This is a genomic window from Stenotrophomonas sp. P5_A9 (genome assembly GCF_056400525.1).
In genome coordinates, this window is sequence record NZ_JBFULC010000014.1 from 19,594 (window position 1) to 45,725 (window position 26,132).

Annotated in this window: 27 protein-coding genes; 14 read left to right on the top strand and 13 right to left on the bottom strand. The window is 67.7% G+C overall.

The genetic code is table 11. The annotated features are described in order from the left end of the window. Window positions 1–21: 21 nt before the first annotated feature. From rpiA to AC1DR7_RS06205, 3 genes are all read left to right on the top strand, one after another. Window positions 22–669, top strand: coding sequence for a ribose-5-phosphate isomerase RpiA (gene rpiA / locus AC1DR7_RS06195; protein ID WP_478051603.1), 648 nt, complete (start codon window positions 22–24; stop codon window positions 667–669). 52 nt (window positions 670–721) lie between these two features. Further along, the gene (locus tag AC1DR7_RS06200) at window positions 722–1,171 is read left to right on the top strand and encodes a DUF192 domain-containing protein (RefSeq protein ID WP_256776023.1); all 450 of its coding nucleotides are present in this window, start codon (window positions 722–724) and stop codon (window positions 1,169–1,171) included. Between the two features lie 157 nt (window positions 1,172–1,328). Continuing rightward, complete coding sequence (locus AC1DR7_RS06205; RefSeq protein ID WP_312235977.1) at window positions 1,329–2,174, top strand: SirB1 family protein; 846 nt, start codon at window positions 1,329–1,331, stop codon at window positions 2,172–2,174. A 116-nt stretch (window positions 2,175–2,290) separates the two neighbouring features. Here AC1DR7_RS06205 and AC1DR7_RS06210 read toward each other — a convergent pair whose 3' ends face one another. Continuing rightward, window positions 2,291–2,482: a rubredoxin gene (locus AC1DR7_RS06210; RefSeq protein ID WP_256776021.1), complete on the bottom strand. Its 192-nt coding sequence runs from the start codon at window positions 2,480–2,482 to the stop codon at window positions 2,291–2,293. A 72-nt stretch (window positions 2,483–2,554) separates the two neighbouring features. Between AC1DR7_RS06210 and thiE the strand changes: the two genes are divergently transcribed. Then, window positions 2,555–3,190 carry a thiamine phosphate synthase gene (gene thiE, locus AC1DR7_RS06215; RefSeq protein WP_457320853.1) on the top strand — a complete coding sequence of 212 codons (636 nt, stop codon included), beginning with the start codon at window positions 2,555–2,557 and terminating at the stop codon, window positions 3,188–3,190. Between the two features lie 15 nt (window positions 3,191–3,205). Beyond that, on the top strand, window positions 3,206–4,495 hold the full coding sequence (gene hemL, locus AC1DR7_RS06220; RefSeq protein ID WP_457320855.1) for a glutamate-1-semialdehyde 2,1-aminomutase: 1,290 nt from the start codon (window positions 3,206–3,208) through the stop codon (window positions 4,493–4,495). Between the two features lie 200 nt (window positions 4,496–4,695). On the opposite strand, the gene azu is transcribed toward hemL, so the two are convergent. Next, on the bottom strand, window positions 4,696–5,106 hold the full coding sequence (azu, locus tag AC1DR7_RS06225; protein ID WP_306175407.1) for an azurin: 411 nt from the start codon (window positions 5,104–5,106) through the stop codon (window positions 4,696–4,698). A 160-nt stretch (window positions 5,107–5,266) separates the two neighbouring features. Between azu and AC1DR7_RS06230 the strand changes: the two genes are divergently transcribed. Next, a complete protein-coding gene (locus tag AC1DR7_RS06230; RefSeq protein ID WP_457320857.1) occupies window positions 5,267–5,878 on the top strand; it encodes an HAD-IA family hydrolase in 612 nt (203 codons plus the stop codon). 60 nt (window positions 5,879–5,938) lie between these two features. Here AC1DR7_RS06230 and AC1DR7_RS06235 read toward each other — a convergent pair whose 3' ends face one another. Further along, entirely contained in the window at window positions 5,939–7,168 is a 1,230-nt protein-coding gene (locus tag AC1DR7_RS06235; RefSeq protein WP_478052727.1) for an acetylornithine transaminase, read from the bottom strand. Between the two features lie 64 nt (window positions 7,169–7,232). On the opposite strand from AC1DR7_RS06235, the gene AC1DR7_RS06240 reads away from it, so the two are divergent. Beyond that, window positions 7,233–8,105 carry an ion transporter gene (locus AC1DR7_RS06240; RefSeq protein WP_457321370.1) on the top strand — a complete coding sequence of 291 codons (873 nt, stop codon included), beginning with the start codon at window positions 7,233–7,235 and terminating at the stop codon, window positions 8,103–8,105. An 84-nt stretch (window positions 8,106–8,189) separates the two neighbouring features. On the opposite strand, the gene AC1DR7_RS06245 is transcribed toward AC1DR7_RS06240, so the two are convergent. Together AC1DR7_RS06245 and AC1DR7_RS06250 are read right to left on the bottom strand one after the other, a co-directional pair. Then, the gene (locus tag AC1DR7_RS06245) at window positions 8,190–9,140 is read right to left on the bottom strand and encodes a YiiG family protein (RefSeq protein WP_478052728.1); all 951 of its coding nucleotides are present in this window, start codon (window positions 9,138–9,140) and stop codon (window positions 8,190–8,192) included. An 89-nt stretch (window positions 9,141–9,229) separates the two neighbouring features. Further along, on the bottom strand, window positions 9,230–10,048 hold the full coding sequence (locus tag AC1DR7_RS06250) for an SDR family oxidoreductase (RefSeq protein WP_256776014.1): 819 nt from the start codon (window positions 10,046–10,048) through the stop codon (window positions 9,230–9,232). Window positions 10,049–10,156: 108 nt separating this feature from the next. Between AC1DR7_RS06250 and AC1DR7_RS06255 the strand changes: the two genes are divergently transcribed. Beyond that, the gene (locus AC1DR7_RS06255; RefSeq protein ID WP_457319666.1) at window positions 10,157–10,843 is read left to right on the top strand and encodes a hypothetical protein; all 687 of its coding nucleotides are present in this window, start codon (window positions 10,157–10,159) and stop codon (window positions 10,841–10,843) included. Between the two features lie 7 nt (window positions 10,844–10,850). On the opposite strand, the gene AC1DR7_RS06260 is transcribed toward AC1DR7_RS06255, so the two are convergent. Beyond that, on the bottom strand, window positions 10,851–11,345 hold the full coding sequence (locus AC1DR7_RS06260; RefSeq protein WP_457319667.1) for a DUF2867 domain-containing protein: 495 nt from the start codon (window positions 11,343–11,345) through the stop codon (window positions 10,851–10,853). 11 nt (window positions 11,346–11,356) lie between these two features. After that, window positions 11,357–12,019, bottom strand: a complete 663-nt coding sequence (locus AC1DR7_RS06265; protein ID WP_256776011.1) for a protein kinase family protein — start codon at window positions 12,017–12,019, stop codon at window positions 11,357–11,359. Window positions 12,020–12,121: 102 nt separating this feature from the next. Here AC1DR7_RS06265 and AC1DR7_RS06270 point away from each other — a divergent pair, with 102 nt between their 5' ends. Beyond that, complete coding sequence (locus AC1DR7_RS06270; protein WP_256776010.1) at window positions 12,122–14,122, top strand: bifunctional DedA family/phosphatase PAP2 family protein; 2,001 nt, start codon at window positions 12,122–12,124, stop codon at window positions 14,120–14,122. Between the two features lie 170 nt (window positions 14,123–14,292). On the opposite strand, the gene AC1DR7_RS06275 is transcribed toward AC1DR7_RS06270, so the two are convergent. From AC1DR7_RS06275 to AC1DR7_RS06285, 3 genes are all read right to left on the bottom strand, one after another. Further along, entirely contained in the window at window positions 14,293–14,871 is a 579-nt protein-coding gene (locus AC1DR7_RS06275; protein ID WP_457319669.1) for an LON peptidase substrate-binding domain-containing protein, read from the bottom strand. A 13-nt stretch (window positions 14,872–14,884) separates the two neighbouring features. Continuing rightward, on the bottom strand, window positions 14,885–16,249 hold the full coding sequence (gene mpl, locus AC1DR7_RS06280; protein ID WP_478051345.1) for a UDP-N-acetylmuramate:L-alanyl-gamma-D-glutamyl-meso-diaminopimelate ligase: 1,365 nt from the start codon (window positions 16,247–16,249) through the stop codon (window positions 14,885–14,887). 318 nt (window positions 16,250–16,567) lie between these two features. Continuing rightward, on the bottom strand, window positions 16,568–17,131 hold the full coding sequence (locus AC1DR7_RS06285; protein ID WP_312235992.1) for an adenylate kinase: 564 nt from the start codon (window positions 17,129–17,131) through the stop codon (window positions 16,568–16,570). Between the two features lie 141 nt (window positions 17,132–17,272). Between AC1DR7_RS06285 and AC1DR7_RS06290 the strand changes: the two genes are divergently transcribed. After that, entirely contained in the window at window positions 17,273–18,529 is a 1,257-nt protein-coding gene (locus tag AC1DR7_RS06290; protein ID WP_457319235.1) for a 6-phosphofructokinase, read from the top strand. Between the two features lie 96 nt (window positions 18,530–18,625). Here AC1DR7_RS06290 and AC1DR7_RS06295 read toward each other — a convergent pair whose 3' ends face one another. Beyond that, window positions 18,626–19,129 (bottom strand): hypothetical protein, encoded by a 504-nt coding sequence (locus AC1DR7_RS06295; protein WP_256776005.1) that lies wholly within the window; start codon window positions 19,127–19,129, stop codon window positions 18,626–18,628. 403 nt (window positions 19,130–19,532) lie between these two features. Between AC1DR7_RS06295 and AC1DR7_RS06300 the strand changes: the two genes are divergently transcribed. Next, complete coding sequence (locus tag AC1DR7_RS06300) at window positions 19,533–21,560, top strand: sodium-translocating pyrophosphatase (protein ID WP_256776004.1); 2,028 nt, start codon at window positions 19,533–19,535, stop codon at window positions 21,558–21,560. Between the two features lie 64 nt (window positions 21,561–21,624). Here AC1DR7_RS06300 and AC1DR7_RS06305 read toward each other — a convergent pair whose 3' ends face one another. Then, window positions 21,625–21,939, bottom strand: coding sequence for a hypothetical protein (locus tag AC1DR7_RS06305; RefSeq protein ID WP_457319237.1), 315 nt, complete (start codon window positions 21,937–21,939; stop codon window positions 21,625–21,627). Between the two features lie 281 nt (window positions 21,940–22,220). Between AC1DR7_RS06305 and AC1DR7_RS06310 the strand changes: the two genes are divergently transcribed. Next, window positions 22,221–22,478 (top strand): DUF2789 domain-containing protein, encoded by a 258-nt coding sequence (locus AC1DR7_RS06310; RefSeq protein ID WP_256776073.1) that lies wholly within the window; start codon window positions 22,221–22,223, stop codon window positions 22,476–22,478. A gap of 273 nt (window positions 22,479–22,751) precedes the next feature. Here AC1DR7_RS06310 and AC1DR7_RS06315 read toward each other — a convergent pair whose 3' ends face one another. Next, window positions 22,752–23,669, bottom strand: coding sequence for a hypothetical protein (locus AC1DR7_RS06315; RefSeq protein WP_256776002.1), 918 nt, complete (start codon window positions 23,667–23,669; stop codon window positions 22,752–22,754). A 184-nt stretch (window positions 23,670–23,853) separates the two neighbouring features. Here AC1DR7_RS06315 and ppa point away from each other — a divergent pair, with 184 nt between their 5' ends. Then, the gene (gene ppa, locus AC1DR7_RS06320) at window positions 23,854–24,390 is read left to right on the top strand and encodes an inorganic diphosphatase (protein WP_256776001.1); all 537 of its coding nucleotides are present in this window, start codon (window positions 23,854–23,856) and stop codon (window positions 24,388–24,390) included. A gap of 151 nt (window positions 24,391–24,541) precedes the next feature. Next, a complete protein-coding gene (locus AC1DR7_RS06325) occupies window positions 24,542–25,663 on the top strand; it encodes an HDOD domain-containing protein (protein ID WP_478052729.1) in 1,122 nt (373 codons plus the stop codon). The last annotated feature ends 469 nt before the right edge of the window (window positions 25,664–26,132 follow it).

Sequence of the window (26,132 nt, forward strand, 5' to 3'; positions counted from 1 at the left end):
TTCCCTCAAGAGTTTCCCGCCATGTCCGAAGCCAAGCGCCTGGCTGCCGAAAAAGCCCTGGAATACGTCGAAGACGGCATGATCGTCGGGGTCGGCACCGGCTCCACCGTCGCCTACTTCATCGACGGCCTGGCCCGTATCAAGCACCGCATCAAGGGCACCGTGTCCAGCTCGGAGCAGAGCACCGCCCAGCTGAAGTCGCACGGCATCGAGGTGATGGAACTCAACCACACCGGCAACCTGTCGCTGTACGTGGACGGTGCCGACGAGTGCGACGGCAACAAGTGCCTGATCAAGGGCGGCGGCGCCGCGCTGACCCGCGAGAAGATCATCGCCGAGGCCAGCGAGCGCTTCGTGTGCATCATCGACCCGAGCAAGCAGGTGCCGGTGCTGGGCCGCTTCCCGCTGCCGGTGGAAGTGATCCCGATGGCACGCAGCCTGATCGCGCGCCGGATCATGGAAATGACCGGCGGCCAGCCGGCCTGGCGCGAAGGCGTGGTCACCGACAACGGCAATGCGATCCTGGACATCCACCACCTGGAGATCACCGATCCGGTCAAGCTGGAGCGCGAGCTCAACCAGCTGCCCGGCGTGGTCAGCGTGGGCCTGTTCGCCCGGCGCCCGGCCGATGTGGTGATCGTCGGCGGACAGCCGCCCAAGGTGTTCTGATTCCGTGGCCGGCCAGCGATGGCCGGCCTTTTTTCCTTCCGAGGTAGACCCGATGTCGTTGATCCGCCTGCTGCCACTGCTGCTCCTGATGTCCCTGACCGGCTGCGCCAGCACCGGCGCCCGCCACTGGGTGGAACTGGGCGGTGCCCGTTACCAGGTGGAACTGGCCACCGATGACGCCAGCCGCGCACGCGGATTGATGTTCCGCGACCAGATGCCCGCCGACCACGGCATGCTCTTCCTGCACGAGCGCGAAGAGCTGCAGGCGTACTGGATGAAGAACACGAAGATCGCACTGGACATCCTGTACTTCGACGACCAGCGCCACCTCGTCAGCCAGCAGCGCGACGTGCCGCCGTGTTCGGCCGGCGACCGCTGCCCGCCCTATCCCAGCAGCGGCCCGGCCCGCTACGTGCTCGAACTCAACGCCGGCCAGGCCGAAAAGCTCGGCCTGAAGGACGGCACCGAGATCACCTTCGGCCCAGGCATCGCCGACCGCTGACACCGCGCCCCCGCCCGGGGTAGAGCCGACCGTTGGTCGGCCGCCCCTGGCCCTCCTCAACGCTCCCGCTCAGCCGACCAACGGTCGGCTCTACCGGCGGGCGTGATCCGGCGCTGAAGCCCTTGAAACCGGTTGCGTTTGTCGCCAGTCTGTAGCCATGCAGGGGCAGATGACATTGCCGACGTGGGATTCACTGGCCGAGCTGGACGACGAGGCGTTGCCGCTGTTGCCCACCGCGCTGCTGATTGCCCGCGACGAGTACCCCGACCTGGACCCGAAGGTCTACGACGCGCTGCTGCAGAGCCATGCCGACCACCTGCGCACCGAGGTGGACACGATCGAGCATTGGCCGCTGAAGATCGCCGCGGTCAACCGCCATCTGTTCGACGAACTCGGCTACGGCGGCGACCACGGCGAGTATTACGACCCGCGCAACAGCTATCTCAACCAGGTATTCGAACGCCGCCTGGGCAACCCGATCTCGCTGGCGCTGGTGCAGATGGAAGTCGCGCGCCGGCTCGGCATTCCGCTGGACGGGGTGTCCTTCCCGGGGCATTTCCTGGTCCGGCTGCCGGTCGATGACGGAATGCTGGTGATGGACCCGTTCAACGGCGGGCGCCCGCTGGATGTGGAAGAACTGCGCGAGCGCGCGCGCTCGCACCTGGGCGGGGAAACCCCGGACGACCATGTGCTGGCGCAGATTCTGGATGCAGCGCCGGCGCGCGCGATCCTGATGCGCATGCTGCGCAACCTGCACGGCGTGTACGTGGAACGCGGCGAATGGGACCGCGCCGCGCGCAGCGCCGATCGCCTGCTCAAGCTAGCGCCGGAACAGGACGACGCCCTGCGCGATCGGGGCCTGGCCTACCTGCACCTGGACTACCAGGCCGGCGCGCACCGCGATCTGGCGCTGTACCTGCAGCGCAATGGGCAGGCCACCGACGCGCAGTGGGTGCGCGAGCAGCTGGTAGAGATCGGCGGACGGGCGCCACGGTTGCATTGAGGGATTCGGTTGCCGAGCGCGGCTCGGCACTACCGGGGGACCGGGACGTTGGGCGCGTAGCGCCGAGCCACGCTTGGCTGCTTTCCCTTGCAGGCCAAGGATTTACACGGCTGCCCTCAATCGACCTCGACCATCTCGAAATCGTCCTTGGTCACGCCGCAATCCGGGCAGGTCCACGTATCGGGAATGTCTTCCCAGCGGGTGCCCGGCGCGATGCCTTCTTCCGGCAAGCCCTCTTCTTCCCTGTACAGGAAGCCGCAGACAACGCACATCCAGGTGCGGAAAGTGGTGGCGGTGGCGTCGGTCATTGGATAATCACGGTTGGACAAGAACTGGCGATGGCCATTGTCCCACTCCCGTCGTGCTACCGGTAGCCACCGATGAATCCTGCTTCAGCCTCCCCTGCACGCCCGCGTGGCGTCTACCTGATCACGCCTGACGAGCCCGACACTGCGCGGCTGCTGGCGCGCACCGCGCCGCTGCTCGCCGCCGGGGCGACCTGGCTGCAGTACCGCAACAAGACTGCCGACACGGCGTTGAAACAGGCCCAGGCCATCGCCCTGCAGTCGCTGTGCGCCCAGCACGGGGTGCCGCTGATCATCAACGACGACCCGCTGCTGGCCCAGGCCGTGGGCGCTGCCGGCGTGCACCTGGGCGGTACCGATGGCGACATCGGCGCCGCGCGTGCCCTGCTCGGGCCGGAGGCCGTCATCGGCGCGTCCTGCTACGACCAGCTGGCCAATGCCGAACGGGCCGTGGCCGCCGGAGCCAGCTACGTGGCCTTCGGCGCGTTCTTCCCGACCACCACCAAGGTCACTTCCAGCCGCGCCACCGTCGACCTGCTGCGGCAAAGCGCCGCACTGGGCGTGCCGCGGGTGGCGATCGGCGGGCTGAGCCCGGACAATGTCGGACCCATCATCGAGGCCGGTGCCGATCTGGTCGCCGTGGTCAGCAGCGTGTTCGCCGCCGCCGACCCGGTCGCCACCCAGCGCGCCTTCCTCGCCCAGTTCCCGTAATACCCAGGACACCCCATGAACCACGACCAGTCCCACGCCCTGTTCACCCGCGCCCAGAAGCTTCTACCGGGCGGCGTCAACTCGCCGGTGCGCGCGTTCAAGTCGGTCGGTGGCGAGCCGTTCTTCGTGGAGCGGGCCGATGGCCCGTATCTGTACGACGTCGACGGTAACCGCTACATCGACTACGTGGGTTCGTGGGGCCCGATGATCGTTGGCCACAACCATGCCAGCGTGCGCCAGGCGGTCAAGCACGCGATCAACAACGGCCTGTCCTTCGGCGCGCCGTGCGAAGCCGAAGTGGTGATGGCTGACACCCTCACCCGCCTGATCCCGTCATGCGAGATGGTGCGCATGGTCAACTCCGGCACCGAAGCGACGCTGTCGGCGATCCGCCTGGCGCGCGGCGCCACCGGCCGCAACCGCATCGTCAAGTTCGAAGGCTGCTACCACGGCCACGGCGACTCGTTCCTGGTCAAGGCCGGCAGCGGCATGCTGACCCTGGGCGTACCGACCTCGCCGGGCGTGCCGGCCGGCCTGAGCGAGCTCACGCTCACCCTGCCCTACAACGATGTCGACGCGGCCACCGCGCTGTTCGCCGAACAGGGCGAGCACATCGCCGGCCTGATCATCGAACCGGTGGTCGGCAACGCCAACTGCATCCCGCCGCGCGAGGGCTACCTGCAGCACCTGCGCGCGCTGTGCACGCAGTACGGCGCGCTGCTGATCTTCGACGAAGTGATGACCGGTTTCCGCGTCGCCCTCGGCGGTGCGCAGGCGTACTACGGCATCACCCCGGACCTGACCACCTTCGGCAAGATCATCGGCGGCGGCATGCCGGTGGGCGCCTATGGTGGCCGTGCCGACCTGATGTCGCAGATCGCCCCGGCCGGCCCGATCTACCAGGCCGGTACGCTCAGCGGCAATCCGGTGGCGATGGCGGCCGGCCTGGCGATGCTGGAGCTGGTGCAGGCACCGGGTTTCCACGACCGCCTGGGCGCCGCCAGCGCGCGCCTGTGCGCCGGCCTGGAAGCCGCCGCCGCCGACGCCGGCGTGGCGGTGACCACCAATCAGGTCGGGGGCATGTTCGGGCTGTTCTTCACCGACCAGAAAGTGGAGACCTATGCGCAGGCAACGTCCTGCGACATCCCGGCATTCAACACCTTCTTCCACGCGATGCTCGAGCGCGGCGTGTTTCTGGCGCCGTCGGCGTACGAAGCCGGGTTCATGTCCAGCGCGCACGATGACAGCATCATCGACGCAACCCTCGACGCGGCACGCGAGGCGTTCAAGGTGGTCAAGGGCTGAGCCCCTGCGACGGTAGCGCCGCGCCATACGTGGCTGCTGTTCGATCCGGCATTGCATGCAGCCACCCATGGGGTGACTCTACCCGTGCAATCCGACCACGGTAGAGCCACGCCATGCGTGGCTGCTGTTCGATCAGGATTCGGCATTGCGTGCAGCCACCCATGGGGTGGCTCTACCCATGCCATCCCGGCAGCTACGCCTCAGCCGAAAACGAATCGGCCCTTCATCATCGCGAAGTGGCCCGGGAACGAGCAGAAGAACGTGTAGTCACCGCCCTTGGCCAGCTTGGCCGTGGCGAAGGTGACGCTGGTGCTCTGCCCGCCGCCGATCACCGCCGTATGTGCCAGCACCCGTGCATCGCCCTTGGGCAGGTAGCTGTCGGCCGGGGTCATGCGCATGCCGGCCATCGCCACCGGCTGGTAATCCGCGCTGCGGGTCAGCACCCAGTTGTGGCCCATCGCGGTGGCGGCCAGCTTGCCGGTGTGGCGCAGGGTCAGCTTCACCTGCGTGCAGTCCGCGCCGACCTTGATCTCCTTCTGGCTGAAGCTCATCTGGTCGGTGCTGTCGATGTTGACCGCGCACACGCGGGCATGGGCAGCCGGGGCCAGCATCAGGCCGGCGAGCAACACGGGGGCAAGCAGTTTCACGGCGATCTCCAACAATCAGTCCGGAGATTCTAGACAGCCGCTTGGCCGCCCACCTGCGACGCGATGTCGCAGCGGTCACCCGGAGTGGGTTACGGTCGACGCTGGACCTGGACGAATGTTGCCGATGCCGGTTGCCGTGGACTGCCTGCTGCTGGATTTCGATGGGGTGCTGGTGCGCCATGCGCGCCACCTGCGCGTGCGTCACCTTGCCGCCAGCACCGGCCGCAGCGCCGCACAGGTGCAGGCGGCGTTGTTCGACAGTGGGCTGGAGCAACAGCATGATGCCGGGCTGGACAGCGCGCTGTATCTGCAGCAACTGGGTGCTGCATTGGATACCACGGTGAGCGTCGCGCAATGGCAGGACGCACGCATTGCCGCCTCATCGCCGCAGGCAGGCGTGATCGAACGCATCGAGCGCATCGCGCGTGAGCTGCCGATCGCCATCCTGACCAACAACGGCGCGCTCATGGCCCAGACCATCCCGCGCATCCTCCCCACCCTGGCCGAGGCCTTGAACGGGCGCATCCTGTGCAGCGGCGCGCTCGGTGGACGCAAACCGGACCCGGCCGTGTTCGTGCAGGCCATGACGCTGCTTGGCGCACGCGCCGAGCGCACGCTGTTCATCGATGACCTGTTCGTCAACGTACGCGGTGCGCGGCAGGCAGGGTTGCACGCGGAAACGGCGACCGACAGCCGCAGTATCGGCAAGGTGTTGAAGCGCTACGGGCTGGCGTAGAGCCGACCGTTGGCCGGCTGCGTTCGCCCAAAGACAACAGCAGCCGACCAACGGTCGGCTCTACCGCGAGGCGATGAAGGATTGCACCGCGGCGCGCAGGCGCTTCAGGCCCTCGGCGATCTCTTCATCGGTGATGTTCAGCGCCGGCACGAAGCGCAGCACGTCCGGACCGGCCTGCAGGGTCAGCAGGCCGTGTTCGGCGGCATGGTCCAGGATCGCCCCGGCCTGGCCGGCGAAGTCCCGGTCCAGCACCGCGCCCAGCATCAGGCCGCGGCCACGAACCTGGCTGAACACCTTGAACTCGTCGTTGATCCGGCCCAGCCCATCGTGCAGCGCCTGCGACTGGCGGCTGACGTTGTGCGCGATCTCCGGCGAGGACAACTTGCGCAGTGCCACGCGCGCCACCGCCGCGGCCAGCGGATTGCCGCCGAAGGTGGTGCCGTGCGCGCCGAACTGCATCACCTCGGCCACCTTGGGACCGGCCAGCATCGCGCCGATCGGGAAACCGCCGCCCAGCGCCTTGGCCAGGGTCACGATGTCCGGCTTGATGTTGTCCTGCCAGTGCGCGAACAGGGTGCCGGTGCGGCCCATGCCGACCTGGATCTCGTCGAGCACCATCAGCGCGTCGTGCTGGTCGCACAAAGCGCGGATGCGCTGCATGAAGCCCGGCTTGGCCGGCATCACCCCGCCCTCGCCCTGGATCGGCTCGAGCATGACCGCGGCCACGTCGCCGGCGGCCATCGCGGTTTCCAGCTGCACCTCATCATTGAAATCGACGTAGCGGAAGCCACCGGGCAGCGGCTCGTAGCCTTCCTGGTACTTGGGCTGGGCAGTGGCGGTCACCGCGGCCAGGGTGCGGCCGTGGAAGCTGCCGCGGAAAGTCACGATCACCCGCTGATGGGCGGGACGGCCCTGCGAGGAGGCCCACTTGCGCACCAGCTTGATCGCCACTTCGTTGGCTTCTGCACCGGAATTGCACAGGAACACCCGCTCGGCAAAGCGCGAGGAAGTGACCAGTTCTTCGGCCAGGCGCAGCGGCGGCTCGCTGTAGAACACATTGCTGGTGTGCCACAGCTTGCCGGCCTGCTCGATCAGTGCGGCGGTCAGGTCCGGGTCGTTGTGGCCCAGGCCGCACACGGCGATGCCGGCGGCCAGGTCGATGAACTCACGGCCCTGGTTGTCCCAGACGCGCGCGCCCTGGCCGCGTTCGAGCACCACCTGGCGCGGTTTGTAGACCGGCAGGTAGTAATGCGACAGGGACAGGAGCGGATCGGCGGCGGCGGCGGTCATGGCAGTCAGGGTGGTCAGGGAAAGCCCATTCTCGCGCTTCCACCGGCTGGGGCACAATGCGCCCATGCGACCGTTCAGTGCCCCCCAGCTCAATCCCGCGACCGAGACCGGCTGGCGCCGGACCTGGTTCGACATCATCTACCGCCACGACACCCGGCCCTCGCGCAATTTCGACCTGCTGCTGGTCTACGCGATCATCGCCAGCGTGCTGGTGGTCATGTTCGACAGTGTGCAGCGCTTCCACATCGCCCACGCCGACTGGCTGTACGTGGTCGAGTGGGGCTTCACGATCCTGTTCACCGCCGAATACGTGCTGCGCCTGGCGGTGGTCAAGCGCCCGCTGCGCTACGCCTTCAGCGTCTGGGGGATCATCGACCTGGCCTCGATCCTGCCCACCTACCTGTCCCTGTTCATTCCCGGTGCGCAGAGCCTGCTGGTGGTGCGCGCGCTGCGCATCCTGCGCGTGTTCCGCATCCTCAAGCTGACCCGCTACATCGAAGAGAGCGGCGTGTTGATGGAATCGCTGTGGCGCAGCCGCCGCAAGGTGCTGCTGTTCCTGTTCACGGTGGTCACCATCACGATCATCGCCGGCACCCTGATGTACGTGATCGAAGGCCCCAACCACGGCTTCACCAGCATTCCCAGCAGCATGTACTGGGCAGTGGTGACGATGGCCACGGTGGGCTTTGGCGACATCGTGCCGCAGACCGTGCTGGGCCGCTTCGTCACCTCGGTACTGATCCTGATCGGCTACAGCATCATCGCCGTGCCCACCGGCATCTACACCGCCGAACTGGCCAGCACCATGCGCGAGGCCGAGCACGCCGCGCGGCGTGATGCACGCGGCTGCCCGCACTGTGGGCTGGAAGGACACGAGCCGGATGCGCTGCATTGCCGCCATTGCGGGGAAAAACTGCCGCCGGTGTTCAACGCCTGAGCCCTGCAGGCAGGCGCGCGGCGGGGCGTTCACCGACCCGCCGCGTTGACGCCGTCGTCGCCGACAGCGACGTGGCGCTGCGACTTATCGCGACAGCTGGTTGCTGGCGTCGACCAGATCGTTGTAGCTGTCGGTCACCGCTTCGGCCGAGCCCTGCGGGTTGCCGATGCGGCCACCGCCCTGCATCAGGATCTGCTCGCTGCGGGTGAGTGGCTTGTTTTCCTGCAGGCGGTCCACGCGACGCCCGGCATCACGGGCCAGCCCATCGGCAGCGCGCTCCAGGTGACCCCACATCGCATCGCCCTTGCCGATCTTGTCGTCCTGGGCCTGCTTCAGCAGGGCCTGGAAGGCGGCCAGCTGGGTGCGGGCGAGGGCCAGGTCCGGCGTATCGGCCGTCAACAGCGCCACCAGCTGCTTGGCATCGCCGACGATCTTGAGCTGGTAATACGCCGCCGAGCGCCCTTCGGCCGCCTCGATCTCCTTCAGCTGGGCGTGACGACGTTCGTCTTCGCGCTTCTCCAGCGCGGCATCCAGCGCATCGCTGGCATCGAAGAAGGCCATGTAGGCCTGCATCAGCGGGCCGTGCTGGGTGCGCATGCCAGCGTGGTCGTCGCGCAGGTAATCCTCGCGGGTGTAGTAGCGGTCGGTCTGTTCGATCAGCGCGTACAGGTCAACGAAGCGCTGCTGGTAGGCGCGCGCAGGCGCATCCAGCGCGGCATCGGCCGGCGTCATCGCCAGCGCCGCCACCATCGGTTCATTGCACAGCGCGACGCGGTGCGACAGCACCATGCCCGGCCCGCGCACGTGCGTCTCCTTGCCGGTCGGGCCCGCCTTCGGATCCTGCATCCAGCCGGTGTACTGCTGGAAGCCCTCGTGGATGGGCTGCTCCACCGCGTTGAAACACGCGACGTAAGCATTCACCTTCTCAACGCCCTCGGTATCGGCGGCGTGCGAGGGGCCTTTGCTGCAGGCGCCGAGCAGGCCGATGACGGCGATGGCGGCGGCGAGCGATGCACTTCGTTTGCGATGGGACATTCAACAGACCAGACAAAAGGGGGCACGCACAGTAGCAGTTGCGCGTGCAGCCTTTGTCGACGACCGGGCCCTGCGACGCTGCCGCAGGCTCAATCCAGGAACAGATCGGGCAGCAGCGGTCGCGACGGATCCACCGCGTAGCCGCTCAGGTCGGTGATACCGGCCTGCGCCAGTACCTCGTCATCAAGCAGGAACTGCCCGCTGAAACCGGCCGCATCGCGGGTCAGCACCGCGTGCGCGGCATCGGCCAGGATCTGCGGCGTGCGGCAGCCGTTGATATCCACGCCGGGAATCATGTTGACCGCATCGGTGGCGATGATCGTGCGTGGCCACAACGCGTTGACCGCCACGCCCTGGGGCCCGAACTCGGCGGCCAGGCCCAGGGTGACGAAGCTCATGCCCATCTTGGCCAGCGTGTAGCCGGTATGCGGACCCCACCATTTCGGGTCCAGGCTTGGCGGCGGCGCCAGGGTGAGGATGTGCGGGTTGGGCGCCTGCAGCAGATATGGCAGGCAGGCCTGCGCGCACAGGAAGCTGCCGCGCGAATTGACCTGCTGCATCAGGTCGAAGCGCTTCATCGGGGTATCCAGCGTGCCACGCAGCCAGATCGCGCTGGCGTTGTTGACCAGAATGTCGATGCCGCCAAAGGTGTCCACCGTCGCGGCGACCGCCGCGCGCACCTGGTCTTCCTCGCGGATGTCGCACTTCAGTGCCAGGCCCTGGCCACCGGCAGCGGTGACTGCTTCGACGGCGCTGTGGATGGTGCCGGGCAGCTTCGGATTGGGCACCGCCGATTTGGCCGCGATGGCCACGTTGGCACCGTCGCGCGCCGCGCGCAGGGCGATGGCCAGGCCGATGCCGCGCGAGGCGCCGGTAATGAAGAGGGTCTTGCCTTGCAGACTGGCCATTGTCCGTTGCTCCTGCGCAATCGTTGATGGGGCAGTATGCCGCGCCCACGCAGAGTTCACCGCTTCTTGACGATAGTGTCCTCCGGTCACCGCTGCGAGGTACTTGCCATGCGCCGTTCCCGTTGCCTGCTGCCTGTCCTAGGCCTGCTCCTGATGACCACGGCCTGCCAGGGCGATTCCTCCGCTCCTGCCCCGATCATGTCCAACGGCGCGACTGCCGCCGCCCCAACGCCGCCTGCCGACGGCGCAGTGCGCTGGAGCCGGGCGGTGGTATGGAGTGGCGATCTGAACAGCTGTCGCCAGGGCGAGGCCGCCGCGTCCCGCGACTGCCTGATCAAGGCGATGCAGAGCGGTGGCGCCGGCCCCGATGCAGTGCGTGCCGCCGAGCAGCTGTCCAGTGGCGGCGAACTTGCCTTCGTTACCGCCTGGCATGAACACGACGGCATCGGCGTGGCCACGGTGGCGTATCCGTTCCGCGCCAACACCAATGAAGGCACGCGCCTCATCGATGCAAGCGGCACGCGCATCGATGTGGACACCGTGCAATGGGACGATGCCCTGCGTGCCGATCCCGGCGTGCAGGCGCTGTTGCAGGCCCATCCGCAGGCGACGCCCTTCGCACCGGCGCAGGCGGCTGGCAGCACGCCGCTGGACGGCGGCGGCGTCCGTCTGCTGTATCGCACGCCGCTGCGTGACTGCCACGCCTGCGCCAACGAAGGGCAACTGCAGATCGGCTATGACTTTGATGCCAAGCGAAATTTCATCGGTCAGCAGGTGGTGCCGGTGACACCGTGAAGTGGCGTCACCCCGCGTAGGTGCGTACCTGCCGCCGCAACAGACGCGGCACGATCCATCGATGCACCGGCGCGACCGGCAGCATGTACAGCCGCCCAAACGCGTTATGGGTGTGCACCACCGTGGCGATCTCCAGCAGATCGCCACGCCATTGCAGCGCCAGCTGCACGCGCAGGTGGCGGTCGTCATCTTCCAGCACGATCGCATCGGGCGTGCACAGCTGCACGGTGAAGATGCCGAGCCGGTCACCCGGCCGTGGATCAACGCTGTCGGGCACCGCACGCAGCGAGCCCAAATCCTTCATGCCGAGCAGGCGCATGCCGCCGTTGCGTATGGCCATCAGCCCATCGAACCAGCCCGGCACCGTCGCGGCCATGTCCTGGTAGGCCTGCAACGCCGAACGTCGCGCGCGCGGCGCTGCCGCCTGGCAGGCGTGTACGAAGTCGGCGCCGGGCAGCTGCGCAGGCAGCACGTTGCCGGCGTCCAGCGGCACCACGCTCACCCCCGGCGTCCTCACGGCTTGGGGCCCTGCCCCTCGTTGTCTTCCCAGTGCAGGATCTTCCGCGTAACGAAGCGGTACACCGGCTTGCCGGTACGGAACCACAGATCGCGCACCCACGAGGTGCGCTTGAGCAGGCGCTTCTCGACCGGGGTGAGCTGTTCACGACAGTACATGCGCTTGTGCTTGAGCAGGTGGCGCAGATCTTCGCGCGCCAGCAGGCGCATCCAGCGCGAGCGCGGGTTGCCGATCACCGCCAGCTGGAAATCGATCAGGGCCGGCGAACCGTCCTCGCGCACCAGCCAGTTGGCTTCCTTGGCCAGGTCGTTGTGCGCGATGCCATGCCGATGCACGCGCTGCAACAACCGACGCGCGGCACGGAAGTAGGCCAGGTCGCCGCGCGGCGGGCGCTGGTACATCGCATCGCCGGCCATGAAGCTGCGGTCCAGCCAGCGGCCGTTCCAGGCCAGTAGCGCCGGAGTGTCGGCCATGCCGTCCAGGTGCGCCAGCGCGCGCGCTTCACGCCGGGCCAGCCACCACGCCGGCAGCCGCAGCCACCACGGGGTGGCCTCCAGGTCGCGGCGGACAAAACGATGGCCGTCCTGCTCGATCAGCAGGATGCGGCCGAAGCTGTCGGCTTTGAGGGCGTGCGGGGCGGGATCGGGGGCGCGGTTCATCGCGCCATTCTAGGCGCGTGATCGCCTGCGATCACTGCAGATGTCCGACATTGACCGGCCTTGGCCGGCAGTCAGTCACCTTCACACCTCTATAATCGGGCGATGGACTCGTCATGGATCGATGCCACGCTTGCGTGGATCTCAGCTCACCCCGTGCTTGCCGGTGCGGTCATCTTCCTCATTGCCTTCTGCGATGCGGTCATCGTGCTGGGCGCGATCGTGCCGGCGTTGCCGCTGCTGTTCGCGGTGGGCGTGTTCATCGGCCTTGGCCAGATTTCCGGTCCCTATGCGGTGGCGTGCGCGGCGCTGGGCGCCTTCGCTGGCGATGGCCTGAGTTACTGGGTGGGCCGGCGCTGGGGCGATCGTCTGCGGGGTTTCTGGCCTTTCAGCAAATACCCGCAGCTGCTCGACCGCGGCGAGACGATGTTCCGCCGCAATGCTTTCAAGAGCATCCTGGTGGCGCGGTATGTCGGCGCGATCCGTCCCTTCGTGCCGGCCATCGCCGGCATGATGAACATGCCGATGTCGCGCTACATCCAGGCCAGTGGCATCGCCAGTCTGTCGTGGGCGGTGCTGTTCCTGGCCCCGGGCTGGGTGCTGGGCGAGGCCTACGACACGGTCGCGGCGGTCGCCGGCCGGCTGGTGATGGTGCTGGGCCTGGTCGCCGTGGTGATGGGCGCGGTCTGGGCGATCGTGCTGTACAGCTATCGCTGGTCGGCCTCGCGCATGGACAGCTGGCTGGCCACGCTGCTGCGCTGGTCGCAGCGCCATCCCACCCTGGGCCGCTATTCGGTGTCGGTGTTCGATCCGCAGCGGCGTGAATCGGTGCCGCTGGCGATGCTGGCCCTGATGCTGCTGTTGCTGGGCTGGTGCTGGTTCGCGCTGTTGATGGCGGTGGTCGCCCACGGCGAACCGCTCCGCCTGGACCTGGCCGTGCACGACGCCATGTTGGCGCTGCGCAACCCGTTGGCCGACTACCCGATGGCTGCACTGGCCTCGCTCGGCGCGTGGCAGGTGCTGCTGCCGGCCACCGCCGCCGGCATGGGGTACCTGGTCTGGCGTCGACGCTGGATGGCCGCCGCGCATTGGCTGGCCGCACTGGCCTTCGGCCTGGCACTGTGCAAGCTGCTCGGGGCCACCGTGCACGTGGTGCGCCCGCCCGATGCCAGCAGTGGCTTCGGCTTTCCGTCGGTGTCGGTGACCATGGCCACCATCACCTTCGGCTTCTTCGCGGTGTTGATCGCGCGCGAGCTGCCCGGGCGCACGCGCGTGTGGCCGTACCTGTTGTCGGGCATCATCGTCAGCCTGATCGGCTTTGCGCGTATCTATCTGGGCGCGCATTGGCTGAGCGATGTGATCGGCGGCATGCTGTTCGGCATTTTCTGGCTGCTGGTGCTGGGCATCGCGTACCGCCGCCGCTTCAACCGGTCGTTCTGGGTCAAGCCGGTGGCGTGGCTGTTCTACGGCGTCTTCGCGATCAGCGCGCTGTGGTATGCGCCGCGCAACATTCCGGTCAAGCTCGCCCGCTTCGAACCGGCGCAACCGGCGCCGGTGGACATGGCCTCCACCGCCTGGTGGCAGGACGACTGGAAGCAGCTCCCGTCGCGTCGCAACGAGTTCGACGATGACCAGCGCTGGCCGCTGGACGTGCAGGTGGCCGGGCCGCTGGCGCCGCTGCAGCAGCGCCTGGAACGCCAGGGCTGGCGGGTGCAGCCGCAGGCCGGTTGGCAACAGGCGCTGCTGATGCTGGACAAATCGGCCAAGCCGGAGGAAGTGCCGGTGCTGCCGGCGACGCTGGATACTCAAGTCGAATCGCTGCTGATGCTGCGCGCGGGCAACGCACCCAACGAGATCTTCGCGTTGCGGCTGTGGCCGGCACCGGCACGCCTGCAGCCGGGCGATGCGCCGTTGTGGTTGGGCAGCGCGCAGACGCTGCACTACCAGCAGCATTTCCACCTGATCGGGATGTGGCGCCCGCTGCGCGGCATCGACCCATCGTTGAACGCGGTGCGCGAGGCGCTCGATGGCCTGCCGCAGCAGGTGGACACCCATCCGGAAACGCAGATGCCGGTGCTGCGGGTGCGTACGCCAGCGGCGGAGTAATCCACGCGTCGTTCGGGCGCGTTCGCGCCGACCAGCACGGCGAACGCATCAACGCAGCCGGCGACGCCTTCGATCGCCGCTCATGCCCTCGGTGAACGTTGCGCGGTCATCGGTGGTCGATCGGGATGCGACCCTACCGCTGCGCTCGGATGGAGCACGTCGCTCGGCCCTTACGGCATCCAGCCCAGCAGGTCTTCCAGTCGTTGATGCGGGTCATCGTGCTGCAGCAGCTGCAGCCGGTGCGGCTCTTCCAGCGGCAGCAGTTCGGCCAGCCGCCAGCCAACCCAGGCGGCCTGTTCCAGCTGCGCCGGGTGGGTGGGCGCGAAGGCCGTGCCGGCCTGCTCGATGATGTGCTCCAGCACCGTGGCCAGCAGCGCATGCTCGGGCCGCAGTTCGTCGTCGTGGTCGGGCGTACTCCATGCCACGTCGGCCAGGATCAGGCCGTTGTCGCGCACCCGTGTGCGCAGTACATGGAAGCGGCGCTGGCCCCGCAGGCGCAGTACCAGTACGCCATCGGGGCCGACGTCGAAGTCCTCGATCCGCGCCTCTACGCCGTAAGCCGCCGGCGATGCCGGTCGCCCCACTTCGTCGCCATCGAGGATCAGGCAGATGCCGAACGTGGACTCCTGCCGGCTGCATTCGCGCAGCATGTCCAGGTAACGGCGCTCGAACACGCGCAGGCCCAGCCGCGCGCCGGGCAGCAGCACCGCGTGCAGGGGAAACAGGGGCAGCGAAACGGTCTCGGTCATGGCGTGCCCCGACTCATTCCTGCTGGAGCTGCGCCAGGAAGCGGCGCGGCGCGCCGTCGAAACCGCCGTTGGACATGAACACCACGTGGTCGCCGGGCCGGGCGATGTCGCCCAGCTGCGCCAGCAGGGCATCGGTATCGGCCACCGCATGGGCCTGGCCACGCACGGCGGCGATCACCCCGGCCGCATCCCAGGCCAGTTCCGGGCGGTGCAGGAAGACCACCGCGTCGGCCAGCGCCAGCGACGGTGCAAGCGCCTGCGCATGCGCGCCCAGCCGCATCGAGTTGCTGCGCGGCTCCATCGCCACCACGATCCGCGCATCGCCCACCTTGGCGCGCAGGCCTTCCAGCGTGGTGTGGATGGCGGTGGGGTGATGGGCGAAATCGTCGTACACAGTGATGTCGTGCGACTGTCCGATCACTTCCAGGCGACGCTTGACGCTGCGGAAGCGCGCCAGCGCGGGGATCACCGTGGCCAGCTCCACGCCCACCGCATGCGCGGCGGCCAGTGCGGCCAGGCCGTTGAGCACGTTGTGCCGGCCCAGCAACGGCCACCGCACCTCGCCCACGTGCTGTCCGCGATGGTGCACCACGAAGGCGCTGCCATCGGCGTTGATCAGTTCGGCATGCCATTCCAGCGACGCATCGAAACCGAAGCGCTCTACCGGGGTCCAGCAGCCCATCGCCAGCACCTCCGCCAGGTAAGCGTCCTCGCCGTTGACGATCAGGCGCCCACGCGCGGGCACGGTGCGGATCAGGTGATGGAACTGGCGCTGGATCGCGGCCACGTCCGGAAAAATGTCGGCGTGGTCGTACTCGAGGTTGTTGAGGATCGCCACCAGCGGCCGGTAGTGCACGAACTTGCTGCGCTTGTCGAAGAAGGCGGTGTCGTACTCGTCGGCCTCGACCACGAACTCACGCCCCTGCCCCAGTCGCGCCGACACGCCGAAGTCTTCGGCCACGCCGCCGATCAGGAAGCCCGGCTCGCGCCCGGCGGCCTGCAGCAGCCAGGTCAGGATGGTGGTGGTGGTGGTCTTGCCGTGGGTGCCGGCGACGGCGAGCGTGTCGCGGCCCGGCAACACCTGTTCGGACAGCCACTGCGCGCCGGAAATATAGCGCTGGCCGGCGTCCAGCACCGCTTCCACCGCCGGGTTGCCGCGCGACAAGGCGTTGCCGACGATCACCGCATCGCAGTCGCCCGAAACGCTGTCGGCCCGGTAGCCCGGGTCCAGGGCGATGCCCAGCTGTTCCAGCTGGGTGGACATCGGCGGATAGATCGCCTGATCGCTGCCATGGACCGTATGGCCCAGTTCCCGCGCCAGCGCGGCCACGCCGCCCATGAAGGTGCCGGCAATACCAAGGATGTGAATCGTGCTCATGCGTTGGATTGTCGCCGATCCCCTGCGTCGTGGGCCATGGTCGGCAGACAATTCCTCATGCGCGCGCCGGAATTCAGTCGCCGGGTGTCGGGGAATCCCCGATAGCGATGTACTGTGAAGACGGACACAATGGAACCGGCCAGCCTCAGCACCCCATTGGTCCTACTCCCCAAGAGGCCATCCCCAGGGGAGCTCATGCTGCGGGGCTCTGAGCAAGCCCGTTCGCTGGCACCTCCACACCACGCGCCTGGCCCCTTCGGGGGCCGGGCGTGTGCGTTCATGGGCCAGGCAGGCGCCGCGCATGCGGCGCCGGGTGACTCAGCCGTGGATCGCCGCGCGGATGCGCGCTTCCACCGCGTCCAGCTCACCGACGCCATCGACGCGAGCCAGGGTGCCGCGGCCGGCGTAGAAGTCGACCACCGGGGCGGTCTGGTCGTTGTAGACCTGCAGGCGCTGACGCACCGATTCGGGATTGTCGTCGGCGCGGCCCTGCTCGGCGGCACGGCCGGCGATGCGCTCGACCAGCAGTTCGGTCGGCACGTCCAGCTGCACCACCGCATCCAGCGGCTGGCCGATCTTGGCCAGCAGGGTGTCCAGCGCGTTGGCCTGGGCCACGTTGCGCGGGTAACCGTCGAGGATGAAGCCGTTGGCCACGTCAGCCTGGCCCAGTCGCGATTCGAGCATGCCCAGCAGGATGTCGTCGGACACCAGGTTGCCCGCGTCCATCACCGCCTTGGCCTGCTTGCCCAGCTCGGTGCCGGCGGCCACTTCGGCACGCAACAGGTCGCCGGTGGAAATGTGCGCAATCGACAGGTGTTCCTTCAGGCGCGTCGCCTGTGTCCCCTTGCCCGAACCGGGCGGTCCCAACAGAACCAATCGCATCAACCTGACTCCAACTTGGTAAGAAAATGGAAGGGCGCGCGCCCCGGGATTGTCCACAATCACGCTGCACCGCAATACGCGCACTTTACCCCATACCGGTAATGTCTCTGCAATGTCCTTCCCCCAGACCAAGGTCGACCCATGTCCAAAGGTACCCTGCTCTACGCCCAGTCAGGCGGCGTCACCGCCGTCATCAACGCCACCGCCTCGGCGGTCATCAGCACCGCCCGGGCCAAGGGAATCAAGGTCTTGGCCGCGCGCAACGGCATCCTCGGCGCGCTCCGCGAGGAGCTGATCGATACCACCAAGGAATCGGCGGCGGCGATCGCCGCGCTGGCCCATACCCCCGGCGGAGCGTTCGGCTCGTGCCGCTACAAGCTGAAATCGATCGAGGCCGACCGGGCCAAATATGAGCGCCTGCTGGAGGTGCTCCGGGCCCATGACGTGCGCTGGTTCCTCTACAACGGCGGCAACGATTCGGCCGACACCGCGTGGAAGGTGTCGCAGCTGGCCAAGGCCTTCGACTACGACCTGACCTGCATCGGCGTGCCCAAGACCATCGACAACGACCTGGCGGTGACCGACACCTGCCCCGGCTTCGGGTCGGCGGCCAAGTACACGGCCGTGTCGGTGCGCGAAGCGGCACTGGACGTGGCGGCGATGGCCGAGACCTCGACCAAGGTATTCGTCTACGAGGCGATGGGCCGCCACGCCGGTTGGCTGGCGGCGGCGGCCGGGCTGGCTGGCGAAGGCCCCGATGACGCCCCGCACATCATCCTGCTGCCCGAACGCGCCTACGACGAGGCCGCGTTCCTGGCCAAGGTCAAGCAGGTGGTCGAGCGCGTGGGGCACTGCGTGGTGGTGGCCTCCGAAGGCATCCAGACCGCCGACGGCCGCTTCGTCGCCGATGCCGGCGGCGGCAAGGACTCGTTCGGGCATACCCAGCTGGGCGGCGTCGCCTCGCAGCTGGCTGCACGGGTCAAGGACACGCTGGGCTACAAGGTGCATTGGACCTTGCCCGACTATCTGCAGCGCTCGGCCCGGCATATCGCCTCCAAGACCGACTGGGAGCAGGCGCAGGCGGTCGGCAAGGCGGCGGTGCAGTTCGCGCTGAAGGGCCAGAACGCGGTGATGCCGGTGATCGTACGCGGCAGCGACAAACCGTACCGCTGGAAGATCGAGGCCGCGCCCCTGCACAAGGTGGCCAACCACGAGAAGAAAATGCCGGCCGGTTTCATCCGCAAGGACGGCTTCGGCATCACCGCCAAGGCGCGCGCCTACCTGTCACCGCTGATCAAGGGCGAAGCGCCGTTGCCCTACGGCGCCGACGGCCTGCCCAAGTACGTCACGCTGAAGAACGTGGCAGTGAAGAAGAAACTGCCTGCGTTCAAAGCGTAAACCACTGCAGCAATAACGGCCGCTGGTGGGCTCCGTCGGGGATCAGGCGATCCCGGGGAGCCGGCCAGCGGCCTTCATTACTGTCACGCAAGCTGCTCAGTTGCAGGGCTTGCCTTCCACCTTCAGCTGCGCGGCAAACATCGGCACCTGCGCGATCTTGCCGGCGGCCGCCTGTTTCTTGGCCTCTTCCAGGTAGATCCGGGACTGGCCCTGGCCATCCAGCTCGGGCTTCTGCGCGACCGGCATGCGCCATACCCGCACGACCGCCTGCTGTGCGGGGCACGCGGCGCTGGGGACGCGGATCACATCATTGAGCTTCCAGCCCTTGGCCTGACTGGGCTGGGCCTTGTCGAAATCGACGAAACGCGCACGCGGCTGGCACTGCTCGCTGGTGCGCACCACAGCGAATTTGTAGGGCTGCGCGGCATCGGCGGTGAACATGCCCTCCAGCCGCGCACAGGCCTCGGGAATCTGGCGCAGCGTATGCGCCGCGCCCACCGCCTGCGGCGCACCGGCGGCGCGTTGCAGCTCGGGGGTTTCGGCGGCGCTGGCCGCGATGGCGGGCAGCAGCGCGAGCCAGAGCAGGTGACGGGTGGACATGGCAGGACTCCGGGAGCTGGGGATGGAGCGAGGCTGCCAGCGGATGGCTGAACGGCGTGGCAAGGCGTCCCATCAACGCGTAGCTGGATCCAGAGGGCTGGCCACCAGCCCCCTGAGTCAGGGGGCAGCCGCGAAGCGGCGGGGGACTGGATGCTGATAAGAGGGGCCCGTGGTTTGCGCAGCAAACCATGGGGCGACAGCGCGCATGCGATGGCGCGTACCCGGCACTACCGGTCTGCGGGAGAATGCCCGCATACTCGGGTCACCAGGGATTGCTGAACACCGCCACACGCTTGAGGACCGGGTACGGTCTGAACGGGTTGGTCCAAGGTTGCAGCCCGTTGTGCCCCGCGTGGAGAGGTTCGTCCGTTCACTGGATGCCATCCATCACCCGGGAGGGGACATGCTGGAACGTTACGGGCTTTCTCTGGCGCTGTTCTGCGCCATTCTCGCGATTCTCTACGGCATCGTGTCGGCACGCTGGATTCTCCGGCAACCGGCTGGCAATGCCCGCATGCAGGAAATCGCCGCCGCCATCCAGGAAGGCGCGCGCGCCTATCTCAACCGTCAATACCTCACCATCGGCATCGCCGGCGCCGTGCTGTTCGTGCTGGTCGGCGTCTTTCTCAGCTGGTACACCGCGATCGGGTTTGCGATCGGCGCGGTGCTGTCCGGCGCGGCCGGTTACATCGGCATGAACGTGTCGGTACGCGCCAACGTGCGTACCGCCGAAGCGGCGCGCAACGGCCTCAGTGCGGCGATGGACGTCGCCTTCCGGGGCGGCGCGATCACCGGCATGCTGGTGGTCGGGCTCGGCCTGCTGGGCGTGGCCGGCTACTACGCGCTGCTGCTGCGGCTCGGTCTGGAAACCGGGCAGGCGCTGCACGCGCTGGTCGGGCTGGCGTTCGGTTCGTCGTTGATCTCGATCTTCGCGCGTCTGGGCGGCGGCATCTTCACCAAGGGGGCCGACGTCGGCGCGGATCTGGTGGGCAAGGTCGAGGCCGGCATTCCCGAGGATGATCCGCGCAACCCGGCGGTGATCGCCGACAACGTTGGTGACAACGTCGGCGACTGCGCCGGCATGGCGGCCGACCTGTTCGAGACCTACGCGGTGACGGTGATCGCCACGATGCTGCTGGGCAGCCTGATGCTGGCCGAAGCCGGGCGCAACGCGATCCTGTATCCGCTGGTGCTGGGCGGTGTGTCGATCATCGCCTCGATCATCGGCGCGCTGTTCGTCAAGGTGAAGCCGGGTGGCTCGATCATGGGCGCGCTGTACAAGGGCGTGATCGTGTCCGGCGTGCTGGCGGCGATCGCGTTCTATCCAATCACCATCCAGTTGATGCCGGACAACGCACACGGTGCGCTGAACCTGTACTTCTGCGCCCTGGTCGGCCTGGTGCTCACCGGCCTGATCGTGTGGATCACCGAGTACTACACCGGCACCCAGTACAAGCCGGTGCAGCACGTGGCGCAGGCATCCACCACTGGGCACGGCACCAACATCATCGCCGGGCTCGGGGTCTCGATGAAGTCCACGGCCCTGCCGGTGATCGCGGTCTGCGTGGCGATCTGGCTGGCGCACTACTTCGGCGGCCTGTACGGCATCGCCATCGCCGCCACCGCGATGCTGTCGATGGCCGGCATGATCGTCGCGCTGGATGCCTACGGCCCGATCACCGACAACGCCGGCGGCATCGCCGAGATGGCCGAGTTGCCCTCCGCCATCCGCGACATCACCGATCCGCTGGATGCCGTTGGCAACACCACCAAGGCGGTGACCAAGGGCTATGCGATCGGCTCGGCGGCACTGGCCGCGCTGGTGCTGTTCGCCGATTACACGCATAACCTGCAGGCCGCCAACCCCGGGGAGGTGTTCGCCTTCGACCTGTCCGACCACACGGTGATCATCGGCCTGCTGATCGGCGGCCTGATCCCCTACCTGTTCGGTGCGATGGCGATGGAGGCCGTGGGCCGGGCGGCGGGTGCGGTAGTGGAGGAAGTGCGCCGCCAGTTCCGCGAGATCCCCGGGATCATGGAGGGCACCGGCAAACCGCAGTACGACCGCGCCGTGGACATGCTGACCCGCTCGGCGATCCGGGAAATGATCGTGCCCTCGCTGCTGCCGGTGGCGGTCCCGGTGGTGGTCGGCCTGCTGCTCGGGCCGCGCGCGCTGGGTGGCCTGCTGATCGGCACCATCGTCACCGGCCTGTTCGTGGCGATCTCGATGACCACCGGCGGCGGTGCGTGGGACAACGCCAAAAAGTACATCGAAGATGGCCACTTCGGCGGCAAGGGAAGCGAGGCGCACAAGGCCGCGATCACGGGCGATACGGTCGGCGATCCTTACAAGGACACGGCAGGCCCGGCGATCAATCCGTTGATCAAGATCATCAACATCGTGGCATTGCTGCTGGTGCCGTTGCTGTAGAACGCGGCAGGGGTGCATGTCCCGGCCGTGCCGGGGCATGCGCGCCTTTGCAGGAGCGCACACTCTACGCGCGGCGCAGCTTCACCGCCCACCAGACCATGAGCATGACGCCGCCCACTGCCCACAGGGCGGCCATGGCCAGCAACAGGTCCGGCAGGTCTTCGAACCGCAGGGGGCTGCCGAGGAACGCCGCCGCACAGAGGGCCAACCCGACGCCACTGGGCAGACGGGCACCGTGCCACGCCGTATACGCGAACAGCGGAGCCAACGCGCCGGTGAGCGTGATCGCCGCGACGAACGGGGCCAGCGAAAGCAGCGCAACGAGCAACGCGATGACGGCGGCAGCCCATGCAACAACGGTGGCACGTCTGCGATGCATCCCTGTCCCTCCCGAATGCGGCCATCCGTGCCGTGGTGCCGAGGATGCTAGTGCCACCTCGCTGCGCAGGCAACGCAGGGGCCACGCCCGGGTTCAGCGGCGACGGATGAAAAAATTCCACCGGCACCATGACCGCCACCGGGTCGCCGCGCTGTCCACCGCGGCCAGCGGCGCGGCGACCCTGTGCATCGCCGGGCGCCCTGCCCCCGCTCCGGCGATGCGGCGCTCACGCGGCTGCATCGATAATGGGGACCCCCCTTTTTTGCGGAGACCACCTCATGATGATCACCACCGAACCGCGCATGGGCAATCTGTTCCTGCAGCTCGGGCTGGAGGCGTCCGACGAGGCGATCGCCGGCTTCATCCGTGCCCACCAGCTGCCGACCGAGGTCGCCCTGGTCGACGCACCGTATTGGAACGACGGGCAACGTCAGTTCCTCGCCGAACAGCTCAAGTCCGATGCCGACTGGGCGATCATCGTCGATGAACTCAGCGAAGCGCTGCATGCCGACGCCGTGGCGCAGCAGACCGGCGTGTAATGACAACGCAGGGACCGGCAGCTGCCGGTCCCTGCGCACCAGGTAGGTTGGATCACGTCTTCGGTCCCGCCATCATGTTGCCCCGGTTGCATTGCACCGGCCGCAGCAACGCCGGGCGTCCGCGGATCCGCATCCCGGTGCGGGCGGAGGCATCGGTGGTCATGCGACAGACACAGGGCCGGGGCGGAAGGCGCGTCAGGTCCCCCGCAAATGCAGATGCGTCGTGCCTGCCCGCCTCATCCGCTACCGCGCCTGCGGCGATCACACGGCAGCTCACAGGCAGGTAGTCAACCCTTCGTACACCGTAGTGCTGGTCCCCGGTAGAAGGGTGTCGATGGCGTCCTGCCCGTGAAGCGTATCCAGCAGCAGCGGCAAGGGGGTGTAAGACGCCAGCGGCAGGCGGCAGGCCCAATCGCGGGCATCCACGGTGACCGCACCGGTGGCAGCCTCCACCGCCATGTTGCTGCCGGCGAATGTCCACCGGCACTCCCCCACCCGGCCGCTGGCGGCGTGCACCGAACAGCGCAGGCGCATGGCCTGCAGGTTGTAGTACTCGCCTTCGCAGAAGGTGTCGCCGCAGATGTCATCGAAGCCGCGCACCAGCGCCTGTTCAAGCGCACGTAAACGCGCCCCACCCTGGCCCTGGCGGGGATAATCCCGCGCGTCCACGTAGCGGGCCGACGCTGCCGCGCGCGCCGACCGCCGGGTCTGCTGGAGGCAGTCGCCCACCGCCTCGCCGATGGACATCGCGGCACCGGGCAGCACGATATCCAGCGCGTCGGCGCTTTCCAGGGAAGCATGGAAGGCCTCCACCGCCACTCCCTTGCCCAGCGGCAAAGGGCAGTCCCAGCGTCGGTTGTCCACCCGCACCTCGCCCGTGTCCGGCGCTACCTGCAGTTCGCTGGCAATGAACAGCCAGTTGCAGGCATGCACCTGCGCACGGGCCGCATTGACCGAGCAGCGTAGTTGCAGCGCGCGCAGATTGCTGTAGTCGCCTTCGCAGAGGGTATCGGCACAGACTGCGTCAAAGCGGCTCGCCAGGTGGGCTTCCAGGGAATAGAAGCGATCCCAGTTGGCCTCGTTGCGGGGGAAATCCACCAGGTCGATGAACGGCCGGGCAAGCAGGGGGGCGCTGGGCAGTGCCAGCAGCAGGGCAAACACTCGCAGCAGCAACCGGTGACGCATGTCCATGGCCAGACTCCAGCAGAAGGAGGGACCAGCCTCGCCGATCGCGGGGTGCAGCCCCATCCGGGCAGGCCGCGCCGGGCCGTGGGGAAACCCTCCACGGGGCCATGGTCCCACCCCGCTGCACGCGGGGCGGCAAAGGCATAAAATGGGGGGCTATCCGCCTTCATCCCCCTCTCGGAGTACACCCATGGGTCTGGAACTCGTCTCGCCCGGCAAGAACCCGCCGGAAGAAATCAACGTCATCATCGAGATCCCGAAGGATTCCGAGCCGGTGAAGTACGAAGTGGACAAGGAAACCGGCGCGATCTTCGTCGACCGCATCCTGTCCACCCCGATGCGCTACCCGTGCAACTACGGCTACGTGCCGAGCACCCTGTGCGGCGACGGCGACCCGGCCGACGTGCTGGTGGTGCTGCCGCTGCCGCTGATCCCCGGTTCGGTGGTGCGTTGCCGTCCGGTCGGCGTGCTCAAGATGAGCGATGAGGCCGGCAGCGACGAGAAGATCCTGGCCGTGCCGATCTCCAAGGTCTTCAGCGGCTACGCCCATGTGGAAGACATCGGGCAGGTGTCCAGCCACTGGCTGGAGCGCATCGGCCACTTCTTCGAGCATTACAAGGACCTGGAAAAGGGCAAGTGGGTCAAGCTTGACGGCTGGGCCGGCGCTGCCGAAGCCAAGCAGATCCTGATCGAAGCGCACCAGCGCTACCTCAGCAACAACGGCTGAGGCTGAACCGCATCGCTTCGGCGCTCGCCGCCGAAGCGATGGACATCACGTTTTTTAACTGCGGCACATCACTATTTGTGCCGGATTGGGTACATTGCGTCTTCACACCGTCCACGGTGCGTTTCACCGTGGTCAGCCAGGGGACTGTGTCGTGCGTATTCTGCTTGTTGGGGACCAAGCCAGCCTGTCGGCTGAGCTGATGGATTTCATTGCCGATCTTGGGGAAGAGTGGCAACCGTTGACCGCATCCGATGGCCAGGCGGCCATGAACATCGTCGCCGCCGGTCCGATCGACGCGGTGATCGCCTGCCCTACTCTGCCCGATCTCAACGCCACCACGCTGCTCGGCCAGATCCGGACGCTGCGTCCGGAGACGATCCGCATCGCGCTGGTGGATGCCGAGCAGGGCAACCGGCCGCCGCCGGCGCGCCTGATCGGGGTGGCCCACCGCTTCCTGCCGATGCCGCTGGCCCCGGAAGTGCTGCTGGAAGCACTGACCAGCCTGGAAGAGCTGCGCGAACTGCTCGACAGCGCACATCTGCGCAGCGCGATCGGCCGCATCGAAAAGCTGCCTTCGCCGCCGCACCTGTACCTGAGCCTGACCCAAGCGCTGGAGCATGACGACGAGACCGACACCGCCGATGTCTCCAAGCTGGTGTCGGCCGACCCGGCGATTGCGGCGAAGGTGCTGCAGCTGTCCAACTCGGCGTTCTTCAACAGCGGCCGTACCATTTCCGACCTGCGCACCGCGGTAACGCGACTGGGCCTGTCCACCCTGCGCGACCTGGTGCTGGCCAGCGAGGTGTTTTCCGCCTCGGCGTTGTCCGGTGCCGAACGCAATTCGCTGCAGCAGCGCGCGTTGCTGGCCTCGCGGCTGGCGGCCAAGCTGCTGCCCGATTCCAGCGCCGAGCTGGGTGCAACCGCCGCCCTGCTGGCCGACATCGGGCTGCTGTTGCCGGGCGTGCGCAACGAGCGCGTTGCCCCGGCCGACGCGGCCGATAAACGCCCCGGCCATGCCGAGGCCGGCGCCTACCTGCTGGGCCTGTGGGGCCTGCCGATGCCGATCATCGAGGCGGTGGCGTTCCACCTGCAGCCGCAGAAGTCCAACACGCGCAGCTTCTGGGTGACCGGTGCGGTGCACGTGGCGCTGGCGCTGATCAATGGCGATCCGGTGGACGAGGAGTACCTGCAGCGCGCTGGCGTGCTGCACAAGCTGCCGCAGTGGCGGGACCACGCCAATGCGCTGATGGGGCTGGTGGCCAGCGAGGCCTGACGCCTGCCGCCTTCCGGCGTGGCGATGCGGCTGCGCTGGAAGGTTTGATCGTGGGCCGGCCAATGTCCGGCCCTTCCGAATTCGATCAACGGCACATACAGCGTGTCCGCCGGCGCTGACGTAGACCCGTGCGCGTGCACGTGCGGCGGTGCGGTGCAAAGCGCCTTCCATTGCGCAATGAACTCGACAAAGAGGCTTCTCCCATCGGCGTCGCACGCATGACGCGCGCTGTGAAGCCTTCCAGGCGCGGCCGTCGGTGGATCGGGCGTTGGGCCCCCATGCCCTTTCCGGCGAATGTCCTCCGGCGTCGGCCTGCGGCCGCCCCCTCCCCCTTTATTTCGCCTCCAAGGGCATGGGGCCCCAACGCCCGACCCACCGACAGTCAAAAGCCCGTCTTCCTGCCTGCGCGCCGCGACGGGGCCCTCACGCGCGCAACAGACCTGATCGGAGACGCCGGCCGATCCAACCG